General features: G+C 42.6%; 14 protein-coding genes. 2 read left to right on the top strand and 12 right to left on the bottom strand.

What is annotated here, in order from left to right:
* The 12 genes from cysD to RBB12_RS02645 are packed head-to-tail and all read right to left on the bottom strand — an operon-like array spanning window position 1 to window position 11228.
* Window positions 1-906, bottom strand: a complete 906-nt coding sequence (cysD, locus tag RBB12_RS02700) for a sulfate adenylyltransferase subunit CysD (protein WP_306012696.1) — start codon at window positions 904-906, stop codon at window positions 1-3.
* Window positions 906-1496, bottom strand: a complete 591-nt coding sequence (gene cysC / locus RBB12_RS02695; RefSeq protein ID WP_306012695.1) for an adenylyl-sulfate kinase — start codon at window positions 1494-1496, stop codon at window positions 906-908. Before cysC ends, cysD begins: the two co-directional genes overlap by 1 nt.
* Window positions 1478-1909 (bottom strand): DUF2061 domain-containing protein, encoded by a 432-nt coding sequence (locus tag RBB12_RS02690; protein WP_306012932.1) that lies wholly within the window; start codon window positions 1907-1909, stop codon window positions 1478-1480. The genes cysC and RBB12_RS02690 overlap by 19 nt, the downstream gene beginning before the upstream one ends.
* 3 nt (window positions 1910-1912) lie before the next feature.
* On the bottom strand, window positions 1913-2725 hold the full coding sequence (cysQ, locus tag RBB12_RS02685) for a 3'(2'),5'-bisphosphate nucleotidase CysQ (RefSeq protein WP_306012694.1): 813 nt from the start codon (window positions 2723-2725) through the stop codon (window positions 1913-1915).
* 20 nt (window positions 2726-2745) lie between these two features.
* A complete protein-coding gene (rfbC, locus tag RBB12_RS02680) occupies window positions 2746-3288 on the bottom strand; it encodes a dTDP-4-dehydrorhamnose 3,5-epimerase (RefSeq protein WP_306029650.1) in 543 nt (180 codons plus the stop codon).
* Window positions 3285-4154, bottom strand: coding sequence for a glucose-1-phosphate thymidylyltransferase RfbA (rfbA, locus tag RBB12_RS02675; protein WP_306012693.1), 870 nt, complete (start codon window positions 4152-4154; stop codon window positions 3285-3287). The genes rfbC and rfbA overlap by 4 nt, the downstream gene beginning before the upstream one ends.
* The gene (rfbB, locus tag RBB12_RS02670; RefSeq protein ID WP_306012692.1) at window positions 4151-5221 is read right to left on the bottom strand and encodes a dTDP-glucose 4,6-dehydratase; all 1071 of its coding nucleotides are present in this window, start codon (window positions 5219-5221) and stop codon (window positions 4151-4153) included. Before rfbB ends, rfbA begins: the two co-directional genes overlap by 4 nt.
* Before the next feature lie 35 nt (window positions 5222-5256).
* Window positions 5257-6033, bottom strand: a complete 777-nt coding sequence (rfbD, locus tag RBB12_RS02665) for a dTDP-4-dehydrorhamnose reductase (RefSeq protein WP_306012691.1) — start codon at window positions 6031-6033, stop codon at window positions 5257-5259.
* 34 nt (window positions 6034-6067) lie between these two features.
* Window positions 6068-7117: a hypothetical protein gene (locus RBB12_RS02660; RefSeq protein WP_306012690.1), complete on the bottom strand. Its 1050-nt coding sequence runs from the start codon at window positions 7115-7117 to the stop codon at window positions 6068-6070.
* A gap of 3 nt (window positions 7118-7120) precedes the next feature.
* Window positions 7121-8809, bottom strand: coding sequence for a DUF6909 family protein (locus RBB12_RS02655; RefSeq protein WP_306012689.1), 1689 nt, complete (start codon window positions 8807-8809; stop codon window positions 7121-7123).
* Window positions 8810-8859: 50 nt separating this feature from the next.
* On the bottom strand, window positions 8860-10359 hold the full coding sequence (locus RBB12_RS02650) for a GH3 auxin-responsive promoter family protein (protein ID WP_306012688.1): 1500 nt from the start codon (window positions 10357-10359) through the stop codon (window positions 8860-8862).
* Complete coding sequence (locus tag RBB12_RS02645) at window positions 10359-11228, bottom strand: M23 family metallopeptidase (protein WP_179383247.1); 870 nt, start codon at window positions 11226-11228, stop codon at window positions 10359-10361. Before RBB12_RS02645 ends, RBB12_RS02650 begins: the two co-directional genes overlap by 1 nt.
* Window positions 11229-11395: 167 nt before the next feature.
* On the opposite strand from RBB12_RS02645, the gene tatA reads away from it, so the two are divergent.
* Window positions 11396-11593, top strand: coding sequence for a twin-arginine translocase TatA/TatE family subunit (tatA, locus tag RBB12_RS02640; protein ID WP_179383246.1), 198 nt, complete (start codon window positions 11396-11398; stop codon window positions 11591-11593).
* 223 nt (window positions 11594-11816) lie between these two features.
* Window positions 11817-13871, top strand: a complete 2055-nt coding sequence (locus RBB12_RS02635) for an OmpA family protein (protein WP_306012687.1) — start codon at window positions 11817-11819, stop codon at window positions 13869-13871.
* The last annotated feature ends 171 nt before the right edge of the window (window positions 13872-14042 follow it).

Genomic DNA, 14042 nt, shown 5'->3' with positions numbered 1-14042 from the left:
CTAAAAATATCCTTGTTTTTTTCTGTCTTCCATTGCTGTTTCCGAACGCTTGTCATCACTTCGGTTGCCTCGTTCCGTTTGTCTCATTGCCGATACCTCTTGAGCTATTTTCTCCACAGTATCCGCATCTGATTCAATTCCCCCTGTAATGGTAATATCCCCAAGTGTCCTAAAACGGATTCTCTTGGTGACCACTTCCTCACCTTCATCCAACTTTAAGAATTCAGAGTTGGGAATCCATGAGTTACTTCTCCAAACTACTTCTCTTTCGTGAGCAAAGTAAAGGGATGGAATCTGTATGTTCTCTCGTTTGATATAGTTCCAAACATCCATCTCGGTCCAATTACTTATTGGGAATACACGAAAGTGCTCTCCTTCAAACTGTTTTCCATTGAACAAGTTCCATAGCTCTGGGCGTTGGTTTTTGGGGTCCCATTGCCCAAAATCATCCCTGTGCGAAAAGAAACGTTCCTTGGCTCTCGCTTTTTCCTCATCTCTTCTGCCGCCGCCAATTGCACAGTCCACCTTATTGGATTCAATAGCATCCAGCAATGTTGTTATTTGGAGGGCATTTCTAGTAGCATTCTTTCCTTTTTCCTCGGCAACCCTGCCTTGGTCAATGGATTCCTGTACAGATCCCACTATGAGCCGTACTCCTAAACTTTCGATAAGGTCATCCCTGAATTTGATGGTTTCCGGGAAATTATGCCCCGTATCCACATGCATCAAAGCAAATGGAATTTTGCTGGGATAGAATGCTTTTCTGGCCAAGTGGGTCACCACAATGGAGTCCTTTCCTCCAGAAAACAAGATTACCGGGTTTTGGAACTGGGCCCAAACCTCCCTTAGCACAAAAATGGCTTCGGACTCTAACTCATCTAAATAGTTTAAATAATATTTACTCATTACAATTGTAATTTGGGTCGGATCAATTCGTATATTCTATTAATTGACTCTTCAACAGACTCTTTTTCCGTTAAAATGATATCTGGGCGCAAAGGTACTTCATACGGACTGGAAATGCCCGTCATATCTTTAATTTCTCCTTTTCTTGCCTTTTTATAGAGACCCTTTACGTCTCTTTTTTCACATTCTTCCAAACTAGTGTTCACAAAGACTTCCACGTAATTATGTTCCCCAACAGTTTCTTTAATAAAGTTGCGGTCTTTTTCAAACGGAGCTACAAAAGCGGCAAGGACCACTATTCCCGCATCTACAAATAGATTGGCCACTTCTCCAATCCTTCTATTGTTCTCTGAGCGATCTTCAGCTGAAAAACTTAAATCCTTGTTAATTCCTTTCCTGACATTATCGCCGTCGAGCGTGTAGGTTCTTATGTTCTCCTTGACCAGCTTTTGTTCGAGGCCATTGGCTATTGTGGATTTTCCTGAACCCGAAAGACCTGTAAAAAATATTAGGAAAGAATTATGGCCGTTGGCCCTTCTTCTTTCATTCACCCCAATTTTATAGTCGTGCTTTATGACGTTCTCCTCCATTTTTTAGCTCGTTTTCTTTTATCCAGACCAAAGTTGATCCTATACCAGGACCTTTCGTGAAAATAATATAGTATCATCTTGGTGACAACCTCTGCAAAACCAATTTTAAGTCCCGTGAAAGGGTCACCGGAAATTATCCAGGACAAAATTATGGTATCCAAAGTACCCAGAACCCTCCAGGTTATCGTTTTTATCAAGTGCCTTCTGCGACTGTCCCCAATACCTACCTTTAGCCATAATCTCTCATGTAAATAATATAGTCCCATTTTGGTGACCACTTCCGCCAAACCAATCTTAAGTCCAGTAAATGGGTTTCCGGTAATAATCCACGAGAGAAGAATAGTATCCAAGGTGCCTACCACCCTCCATGTGATGGTCTTGGCCAAGTGTCTTTTATAGGATACTTTTTGCATCATTTACTTAACTATGAAAAATGGGTTCAGTAGGTTTTCTTTATTGTAAACCAAATCCTCACCTGTCCCCCAATTTGTAACCTTCAACCCCATGGCGGCACAAATCGCATGACCCGCCGCTGTGTCCCACTCCATGGTAGGTGCAACTCTGGGGTAAACATCCGCCTCACCCTCGGCAACGATACAAAACTTTAAAGAGCTTCCTTTGGAAACAATCTCCACTTCTTTTCCTTCTTTTTTGAGCTCTTCAATAAAATGTTCAGTCTGCTCGTTCATATGGGAGCGGCTACCCACCACTTTCGTTGAAGCATCCTTTTTCTCCTTTAATTTTATTAAATTTTCTCTGCCAAGCAGATGATCTGGCAACGCATTCGTACCTCCTTCCAAAGTAACTTTATAAGAACCTCCCTTTTCAACATTGGCGTAATAGAGCTCTTGGGTGACAGGCACATAGATAACCCCAAGAATCGGAGTGCCATGTTTAATAAGTGCTATGTTAACCGTAAACTCCCCATTTCGTTTTATAAATTCCTTCGTTCCATCCAATGGGTCCACCATCCAACATATATCCCAATCTTTTCTTTCGCTGTATTCAAGATTTTTATTCTCTTCGCTAATAATCGGAATATTTGTTTGTGTCAAGTACGACATAATCACTCTATTTGATTCCAAATCTGCTCTTGTCAGTGGTGAATCGTCCTTTTTAAACTCGGTGCCAAAATCTGCCGAGTCGTATATATTCATAATTGCTCGCCCGGCATCAATGGATGCTTTAATGGCGAGTAGAAGTTGCTGTTCTAAATTATTGGGATTCAATTCTAAAATGTCTTTTGAGGTTAATAATCCAAATATATCGGCAAGTTCTTGTCTTTTTCAGAGAGCAGCAGATTATTCGGGCAAATCCACCAATCTATATTCAGTTCCGGGCTGTTAAAGTGAATACCTCCTTCGGCCCCTGGATTATAATAATTATTACACTTATACAAAACCGAAGCCGTATCACTCAACGTCAAAAAACCATGTGCAAATCCTGTTGGTATGAACAGTTGTTTTTTGTAGTTGCTGTCCAGTTCCATTGAAAAATGCTGGGCAAAGGTAGAAGAATCTTTACGCAAATCCACCACTACATCCTGAATTCTTCCTGAGAGTACTGTAACCAACTTGGCTTGGGCGTGCCCCCCTTTTTGAAAATGAAGCCCTCTTAAAACCCCTTTTTTTGAAAAAGATCGGTTATCCTGTACAAAATGTACCTCTTGACCAATTGCCTTGCAAAACTCTTGATGATTGTAGCTTTCAAAAAAATAGCCGCGCTCATCTTCAAAAACCTGTGGTTCTATCACAAAACATCCTTTTAGCTTTGTTTCTGTTGCCTTAATCATATTTTCCTGTTCAAAACTCCCAACAACCTTTCTCCATATCCACTTTTCATCAGAGGTTCCCCCAACTTTTTAAATTGGGTCTTGTCAATATATCCCATCTCAAAAGCTGCCACTTCAATGGAACCCACAACGAGCCCTTGGCGCTCCTCGATTACTTCAATAAATTGAGAGGCCTGCATGAGGGCTTGGAAGGTTCCTGTATCCAACCAAGCGGTGCCCCTATCCAAAATACTGACGCGGAGTTTGCCCTTTTCCAAATACGCTCGGTTTACATCGGTTATTTCCAACTCGCCCCTGGCACTAGGTTGTATACTTTTGGCAATAGAAACCACATCATTATCGTAAAAATAGATTCCGGGCACCACATAGTTGGATTTGGGCTGTTTAGGTTTTTCCTCGATACTAATCGCTTTGCCCGCTTCATCAAAAGTAACCACTCCGTACCGTTCTGGGTCGTTAACGCGGTACGCATAGATAACCCCTCCTTCGGGGTCATTATTTTTTTGTAGTAAATCAGATAATCCTGATCCATAAAAAATGTTATCTCCCAGAATAAGGGCCACCTTATCTTTTCCTATAAAGTTTTCTCCGATGATAAAGGCCTCTGCCAAACCTTTAGGGGCCTGTTGAACCTCATAAGAAAATGAGCACCCATACTGAGTGCCATCACCCAATAAATCTTTGAATAAAGGCAGGTCTTTGGGCGTGGAAATAATCAGTATATCCCTAATACCAGCATACATTAAAGTGGACAGTGGGTAATATATCATTGGCTTGTCGTAAATGGGCATTAACTGCTTGCTTACCGATAAAGTAAGCGGGTGCAATCTGCTTCCCGTACCCCCTGCCAATATGATTCCTTTCATGAATGGTCTCCTTGATATTGTTTTTGGTAATATTCCCGATAATCTCCTGATGTCACATGGTCCAGCCATTGTTGGTTATCAAAATACCAATCTATCGTCTCTTTTAACCCTTCCTCAAAGGTAACGGAGGGCTCCCAACCTAAGTTTCTATTGATTTTAGAGGCGTCTATGGCGTACCTTACATCGTGACCTGGTCGGTCCTTTACAAAGGTTATCAATTTAACCGATGTTCCTTCCTTCCTGTCCAATTTTTTGTCCATCAATATGCACAACAATTTGGTCAAATCTATATTTTTCCATTCGTTAAAGCCCCCAACATTATAGGTCTCCCCTTTTGCTCCTTCATGGAAAATTAGGTCGATGGCCCTTGCATGATCTTTAACAAATAGCCAATCTCGCGTGTAGTTCCCATCCCCATACACGGGCAACGCCTTATTTTGTATGATATTGTGGATGAACAAGGGAATCAATTTTTCTGGAAACTGATTGGGTCCGTAATTGTTGGAGCAATTGGAAACCACATAAGGCAGTCCGTAAGTTTCTCCGTAGGCCCTAACAAAATGATCAGAACTTGCTTTGGAGGCAGAATAGGGCGAATTGGGGTCATAGGCGGTTTCTTCCGTAAAAAAGCCATGTTCTCCCAAACTCCCGAAAACCTCATCAGTGCTAATATGATAAAACAGGAAATTCTTGTTGTTACGTGCCAACGACAGGGAAGTATTCAATAAATTGACGGTTCCCAAAACGTTTGTGCGTACAAAGGCCATGGGGTCGGAAATGGACCGATCCACATGGGATTCGGCAGCCAAGTGAATCACCCCGTCAAACTCATATTTGGAAAAAAGTTCATTAATGAAAGTGGAATCTGTGATGTCTCCCTTGATAAATTTGTAGTTGGGGGCATCCTCCACATCTTTTAGGTTTTCTAAATTTCCGGCATAGGTGAGTGCATCCAGATTATAAACCTTGTAGTAGTCATAGCGTGTAACGAATCTTCTCACCACATGGGAACCAATAAATCCGGCTCCTCCTGTGATTAAAATTTTTCTGGGAATCTGCTTTTCCATACCAGTAGTCCCTTATGTTTTTGTTAATGGTTAGGTTAACGGAGAACACTGTTTTTGGGTCTCTTTGCTAAAGTACGATAATTAGTGTCCAAAACAAGTTTGGCGGTTTCAATCAAACCATTTTGTTTAAGTATCTGCTCCGCAAATGCATACCAAGTCATCGGGTCACCATCTGCGAAGTGATAGGTTCCAAAGGGCTTATTGCCCAATACCATTTCGTTCAAAATAAAATGGGCCAATGCCTCCGAGTTCGTGGGGCGTCCTTTTTGGGCATTGGTAACCCGAAGCTCTTCTCCCGCGAGTGCTTTTTTAAGGATGGTTTTATAAAAGTTGTGTCCATGTCTTTTGCTATACAACCAAGACGTGCGGACAATGTAATGTTCGGAGTGCCATTCCTGAATCAATTTTTCTCCCGCCAGTTTGGATTTCCCATACTCATTTATAGGATTGGGGTTGTCTTCCACCGTGTAAGCATTCTTCTTTTCCCCGTCAAAAACATAGTCGGTTGATACATGGATCAAAACCACGCCATGCTGCTTACAAATCTGAGCCAAATCTTTCACAGCTTCCGCGTTGACCTTAAAAGCTTCTTCAGCGTTACTTTCCGCGGCCTCCACGTTGGTAAAGGCAGCACAGTTGATGCAAAAGTCATACTTCCCTCTCCCAAACACTTCGGCGATTTGCTCTCTTTGCGTTATATCTAGGACATCCGCAGGTTTAAAATCAAAAGAGAGTTGTGGAAAATCCAAGGTTAGGTCTTGAAAAGTGAGTCCGAGTTGCCCATTGGAACCTGTTACTAAAACGCTAACCATTGTTTAACTTTTGTAGTAAAAGCCTAACGCCGCCCTACTTTTGATTATACGTTTTAAGGTATCTGTTTAGTTCAAGCAAAGCTAAAACCCCAAGGACCAGAATGAGAAGAAAAATAGGGAGTTTAAACTTGTAACTGTTCCAGATTCCCTTTTGCTCCACACCCCTTGTTGGAAAATCACTTATCACATTAATGATTGTGGATTTATTGGCTCTTTCTTGATTCAGTCGCACTAATTTCTCCTTTAACACGTCCTTTTCCTGTACTAAGGCTAGTTCACGCCCTCTCGACTCTCCTGATTCTGCCAAATTAATGCTTGTGCCCTGCATGGGCTTGTCCGCTTCCTTGACCAAAACGGTGCGGTAAAGACTTTGTAGGGAGTCTATCTCAACCAATTGTCTCTTATAAATCTCCTCCTGAAGATTCAGGTTTTCATCATTGATTCTCTTCTGTAATTTAAAATACTGGTTTACAGCAATCGAATTGATAATGGCCGGTTGTGCTTTTTTAGCCACTCTATTGTCCGTGCTAATCAAGGATATCTGGTGGAACCTAGCATCCATGGAATTGAAATTCTCCAAATAATTAGCGTAGTCAATAGCTTTTACCGTAGTCGTGTCCAGCTCTCTAATAAACTCATCAAAAAGTTTTATCTTCTGGTTCTCATCCGAATAGGAATCCGCAAAAATCTCTTTAATGCTGGCAGCCTCGTGTTCAGTGATGTTCAAAGCGGTAGCTAATGCCACCGAATCTTGGGCCTCTGCCAAATCATTATAAAAAGCAATATTGTTGTACAATTGCTGGACACTGTTGAAGTTGGGTTCCACTACCATTCGGGATATATACTTTTCCGGGATAATACTGTCCAAAATAAAGCCTCCAACACCACCTATAATTAGTGCTGCTCCAATAAAAATAATGTTCTTTTGCACAAAAAGCAGGAATAACATAATCAAGTGGAAAATGCCCTTGAATATGCTTGCGATGAAATTGAAGAACTTTTGAAAGCCCCTTCCTATCATTTGGAACAATTGTCCCAAATCTATTTCATCCGAATTGTTCTGTTGTACCGGTTGGTCTGCCATACCTTATGAATTGAATATTTGTTGTAAAATTTTGTCCGTAATCAAATACGTGGGTTTCACCCCTGTTGTTCCCAAACCTCCTGAAGCCAATGTGCTCCCGGTCTCCAATGGATTGTCCGAGGCGTAGTACGCATATCTCACCTTCACCTCCTTTTTAATGCTCTTTCGAATCTGGGAGGCCGATTGTATTGCCTTTTGGTAATGCACGCCTTCCATCTCCAAGCCGATAACGTTCCATGTAGACTCGTGAAAAAACTGGAGAATATCCCTGTTTTGAAGGGATGTCCCCAAAACGGTCACCATGGTTCCTTCCGTTACCTTTAATCCATGTCCTTCAAAATCGGAACCTTTCAGTTCGTTCTCGAAAGGATAATTGTCGGCGGTTCCCTCAAAAATATGCGCTGAAGGAATCATAATATCTCCTTTACCTCCTTCCAAAATACCTGCCTTTCCCATAATAGAAACCGAATCCACATTTAAAAATGTTTTTTGTTGACCTTCTTCCATCGGCTTCAAAAGTTCGTCTATGGTCTCATAAGCTTGCTCACCAAAGGCATAGTCCATTACAAAGATAACGGGTTTTTCATCCTTCGCGATATCATTTGGGAGTGTGTAACAACAGCTGCCGTTTCCGAACTTGGCCGTGTCAAAAATCTGTACATCGATATTCGCTCCGGATTCATCCTCCAACATAATCATACCATTGCTCATCGCATGGTTTTTAACCTTTTTATTGAGGGACTTGTTTTTATCCGAGCTTAGTGCCTTATAAATTTCCAAGGAGTCGTTATCGGGGAATTCATCTGCCAATGCTTTTTTGGCGAACAAGGAATTCATTACACTGTGCATATTTGCGCTGATGATATGAAGTGGCCTGTGCAACAGATCATGGTTTTTCAGCGTAGCCTTGATTCTATCTGCCCATTTTTCACCATGGATATGGTGCCCCAATCGCTCCCGCAACAAGGGGCTGAAGGTAATGGTCCTTTTATTGCCGGTAGTTTCTTCCTCGATGGCCAATTTGCCCAACCAATGGATAACGTTCAAAAAGCGGTCGGGGTCTTCCGGGGTCTTAAGCTTGTTTTGGATTTCCACCACCTCATCAAAGGTCCTGCTCAAGATGTTGGCGCAGTGAATCAATGCCACCTCACGTTGTTCGGAGGTCTTTTCTTCCGATAGCACAAATTCCGTAAGCTTATCCCAGTCCCTTATGGTCGAGGTCCCATCGTCTACCAATACCCTTCTGCATATTTTTCCGGATTCGATGAACAAGAAGGTCAAGTGGGTCAAAATATCATAAATATCACTTCTCCCACGGGTAATCTCCACGTTCATCTGCTCGTCATCAATACGATAACAATTCCTTCTCCTTTTGGGAGGAACAATTGGTTTTAGATGTGATTTGGCAAAACCTTCGTCGGAGGTAAGGTTGATAAAGCGACATTCCTCGATGCCTTCGGGAAGTCGTTCCAACACGTAAATCAAACCGTTCAACTCGGCCTTATCTTCGGCAATGGTGCCATAAATTTCCGGCCTAAGCAATAATAAAGCGGTCCGCAAAGCATTACCGGAAACACCGGAGGGTTTGTAGAATCCCCTGTTCAGCAAATGGCGCATGGTGATGTACAACCGTTCGATTGCGTTGGTGGACTCCTGCGCCCTAGTGGTCTGTTTTACTTCTGTTGCCATCATAACTTCTGGCAAAAATAAGTGAATTCCTATGAAAGATAAGCCCTTATAACTCAACTAATTTTAAATGGCTGAAGTCCATCGGCCACTTTTCGGTCGTTCGCAAGGCGCTGTACCTTATTCTGACCTCCAAGCTTTCCAATGGATTTCATATAATCTTGAAAGCCGTTGGTGCTGATGCTTCTTATTTTCAAGGGTTGAAGAATATGGCCATCAATCAAATCAAAATAATAACTGTTCTGCTGTTTCATGCTTTCTTCGATAATGGAAGCAAACTTTTCTTGGTCAGATGGCTCCCGCTCAAATTCGATAAACCATTCGTGATAGGGCAGCTCTCCTTCCTCGGGGTCGGTTTGTGGGGCAACGGTAAATTCATTCACAAGGGCATCGGTCTGCTCCACGGCCAATCGTAAGGCTTCTTCCACTTCCTTGGCGATTACGTGCTCCCCGAAGGCGGAGATAAAGTGTTTGATACGTCCAGAAACCACAATTTTATAGGGGTCTTTTGAAATAAACCGAACGGTATCACCAAGGTTGTAGGCCCATAGCCCTGCATTGGTAGAAATCACCATGGCATAATCCACATCCAATTTCACATCCGCAATGGTCAGTCTCTTGGGCTGTTCATCAAAAAATTCGTCGGCTCTTACAAACTCATAAAAAATACCAGCATCGAGCAACAAGAGCATCCCTTTTTCCTTTTGTGAATTTTGATAGGCAAAAAATCCTTCGCTTGCGGGAAAGAGTTCGATACTGTCTACTTTTCTTCCAATCAAGTTTTCAAACTTGGCCCGGTAAGGCTCGTAATTCACCCCGCCATAAATAAAAAGTTGGAATTCCTTAAAAAGCTCCCCTACTTTTTTTCCCGTCTTGGAGTTCAGCTTTTCAAAATACATCTGTACCCAAGAGGGAATGCCTGCGATTACGGTCATATTCTCGTTTTGAGTCTCCTCAACAATTTTTTCCACTTTGGTCTCCCAATCTTCGATACAATTGGTTTCCCAGCTGGGCAATCGGTTTTTTTGAAGGTAGTTGGGTACATAATGGGCCGAGATGCCCGAAAGGCGCCCCAATTTGATGCCGTTCTTTTCCCCCAACTCCGGACTTCCCTGTAAAAAAATCATCCTCCCATCCACAAAATCGGCATTCCCTGTTTCATGGATATAATTCAAGATCGCATTCCTTGAGGCTTCCACTTGATTCTTAATGGACGGTTTGGTGATGGGAATGTATTTGGCTCCGGAGGTGGTGCCAGATGTTTTGGCAAAATAAATGGGTTTGCCCGGCCAAAGCACATCTGTCTTGCCATCTATGATCTGTTGAACATACCCTTTCAGGTCTTCGTAATCCCTAATCGGGACGCGTTCCACAAAGTCCTGATGTGAATTGATGGTCTCAAAGTGATGGTCCTTGCCAAAAAGGGTTTGTTTTCCCTTTGCTACCAATTCGTTAAAGACTTTCTGCTGGGTGTGCACCGGGCGGTTTACCCACTTGTTCGTCTTTTTCGCTATCCGGTTGGCAAATATTTTGGCTGCAAATGCTTTTAGGGACATCAGTTAAAATCAATATAGTTCTGTGGGTCTACCGGTTTCCCTTTTCTCCAGAGTTCAAAGTGAAGATGTGGGCCTGTGGTGAGTTCCCCCGTATTTCCGATGGATGCGATCACTTCCCCAGCTCTTACCAAATCTCCTTGGGACTTGCTCAAAGAGCCATTGTGTTTGTAAACCGAGGTGATTCCTTCTTGGTGCTCAATAATAATGACATATCCTGTTTCGGTGGTCCACTCTGCAAACAATACAGTACCATCGGCAATTGCCTTGACAGGGGTGTCCCTGGGCGCCACCAAATCTACCGCATAATGCTTTGTCTTTTGATCAAACCCTTGGGACAGGGTGCCGTTGACCGGCGAAAAGAAAAGAGTACCCAAGTTCTCGATGTCACGCTCAAAAAGATTGTATTTGTCTTCCAGCTCCACCTCTTCCCGTAAGAGCAGATCTTCCCGTATTGGGGTGAGATCTACCGATGCAGGATCTAACTTATATTGTTCAAAAAGGGAGTCTCGGTTAGTCTGATTGTTTTCGATATCCCCTCGTAATACTTTCCGAACATTGTCCAAATACCTGTTGGTATAATTGAGCACGGTGACCAAAGAGTCCGTTTTATAGGTAAGTTCCGTGGCCTGTCGCTTCAATTTGGTGGATGAGTAACCTGGAATGTATTCCCGTAATGGCGTAAAGGCAATGATCAATGTGGTGACTCCAATCAGTACAATAATGAAAAGGGTGCCGGTCACAAAAACGTTCAACCGGTTCAGCTTAAAGGATATCTTTTCCTCAAAGGTGCTTTCATTCAAGATCACCAAGCGGTACTTGTGCAGCAGCTTACGCCTGATCTCTTTTCTTTTCTTTTTGTCCTTTGCCATAATCAACAAAGATAGTCTTACAATTTAATATGGATGTTAAGCTTTTTAAAAAGCTAGGTTGCTTAAGTTCCTAAAAATCATTCCCAAATGCTAATTTTAGTTAATCGATCACACTCTTCCGCATCTTTTTAGTACTTTTACATTTCTAAATTAAAGCTTTTGTAGATATGATTGCTCAAACAATATTTCTTGGTATGTTAGGCCCTTGGCAGATTGTATTGATCGTTGCCGTGGTGGTTTTGCTTTTTGGAGGCAGAAAGATTCCAGAGTTGATGAGAGGCTTGGGAAGTGGAATTAAAGAATTCAAGGACGCTACCAAGGAAGACGATAAGTTGGAAGGCGAAAGCAAAGAATCCAAGTCCTAAAACAGTTTAGTATTTAAGCCTTGAACCCTATTGTTTTTTAATGGTTCATCGACCAACAACAACATTTTTTAGGCATTCAACGACGCAAATTCAACCTTTCACAACAAAAACTTAATACCCCACTTACCATATCCTATTTTAGCGGTTCAACTAAACTGTTAAGCCCTCACAATGCTTAACCTCCAAATGGACCTAACCGTTCATTTGTGCAGATGGAGTGGTAATGAAAAAACTGACCTTGCTATTTTTCTTTCTCGGTTGTTTGGGAATATATGCCCAAGACCTTGCTGTGTCTTCAAATGATGCAGCTATTCCTTTGTATACAAACAGCATTAGTGAATCTAACGCCAATAATGCAGATGTTGTAAAACACGTTGATGGCTTAAGCGACAAAAAGCTGGCCAAATACCTTCGCAAGGGTGGTGTTGCGGATAAACTTATCGAAAAGGCCAACGAGTACTACGACAAAATGTGGTATGCCGAGTCGGCGCGCATTTATGATATGGTACTTGAAAAAACGGACGCAAAACACACCTCATCCCTACTATCAAAAGCCGGTGACTCCCATTATTTTACCGGGAACCTTGAGAAGGCCTACAAATGGTACAATGAACTTTATCAATTGTTTTCCGATGATGTGTCCGACGAAACTGTTTTCAAATACACCCAAACCTTAAAGGGAACTGGCAAATACCGAAGAGCGGCGGCAATCACCAAGATTTTACGCCAAAAGAGGGAAGAGCCCTTAAAGGAACTCCAAAAACAAAACGACTCCAATTGGGAGGATGCCTACACGGTCAAAATCAAGAATTTGGGAATCAACTCTCCCTATTCGGATTTTTCTCCCATGTTCCACGGCAACGGTATTGTTTACTCCTCTGCCAAAGATTCATCCATTTTTATCACACGACGGTACAAATGGACCAACCAACCTTTTTTGGATATTTACGAGGCCAAGCGAAAAAATGATGAAGGAGACCTGACACAACCCAAGAAGTTCTCCAAAAGCATCAACAGTAAATACCATGAGGCTTCAATGGCCTTTTCTCCCGATAACGAAACCATTTATTTCACACGAAACAACTACGGAAAAAGATTGAAGCGAGGGAAAAATGGTATCAATCACTTAAAGATTTATCGCTCCCGATTGGTGAACGGGGAGTGGTCCAAGGCCGAAGAGCTACCGTTTAACAGCGAAGACTATTCCACCGGTCACCCCACCGTCAGTCCGGATGGCACTAAAATGTATTTCGTTTCCGATAGACCTGGCGGTTTTGGCGAAACGGATATTTATGTGGTGGACATCTATCCCGATGGCGGCTTTTCAGAGCCCAAAAACTTGGGTAGGACCATCAATACTGCGGCAAAGGAAATGTTCCCGTACATCACCGAAAACACCCTTTATTTTTCCTCCAATAGGCCCATGGGCTTTGGAGGGCTGGACATATATAAGTCCGAGGGAGTGGACGATATGTTTAGCATTGGGGTCAATATGGGCAAACCCATTAACAGTAGTAGGGATGATTTCTCCTATATTATTGATGCTGCGGGCGAGAAAGGATATTTTGCTTCCAACAGAAAAGGAGGGAAGGGCGACGACGACATTTATTCCTTTGTTCTTGAAGCCAACCTCAATGCCATCACGGGCTTTGTTGCAGAAGCGGAGACCGAGGAGGCTCTTGAGCGGGCACATATTGCATTAATTAGTGCTACTGGCGCCCTGCTTTTTGAAACCATGGCCGATACCACGGGCGGTTATAGTTTTAAAAACTTAAGTTCCAATACAGATTATACCGTGGTGGCCCAAAAAGAGGGCTATATCAACGATAGTTTACAAGTGCGCACCAAGGAAAACGAAGGTGTTTCCGTTTCGCAATACTTGCGCCAATTGAAACGAACAGAGCCCAGTACCGTTGTGGAGATGTTTGAGCCAAGCGATGTTTATTTTGAATTTGACAGTTCGGAAATTACTACGCGTTCAGCGGAAGAGCTGGATAAACTGGTTGCAGTGCTCAAAGAAAACGAAGGTCTCTCCCTAAAGATAGCTTCCCATACCGACGCAAGAGGCCCTGCGGCCTACAACAGGCTTTTGTCTGACCGAAGGGCAAAATCTACCAAACAATACATCGTATCCCAAGGCGTGGACCCGTCCAGAATTATAAGTGCCGTTGGATATGGTGAAGAAAGGTTGCTCAACCCCTGTTCCGATGGTGTTCCCTGCTCTCCCACACAACACCGTTTAAATAGGAGGTCGGAATTTATATTGATTTCCGAATAATCGCTCCTGAGATTCCTTTTACGTCTATTTCCCAGTTGACTTTCACACCCTAGGTGTCGTTTATCGGTCATCCATGCCTTCCGTCGATCGGTAGCAATATGTAGTTTGTCGATCAAACCCATTCCTTTAAGGATTAGCGACTTAAGAGTATGGTTTTCGTCGTTCAAAAAC

This window comes from Allomuricauda sp. MMSF_3307, assembly GCF_030733585.1.
Classification (GTDB): domain Bacteria; phylum Bacteroidota; class Bacteroidia; order Flavobacteriales; family Flavobacteriaceae; genus Flagellimonas.
The sequence above is the reverse complement of the archived record's forward strand: the minus strand, read 5'-3'. Positions and strand labels throughout refer to the sequence as shown.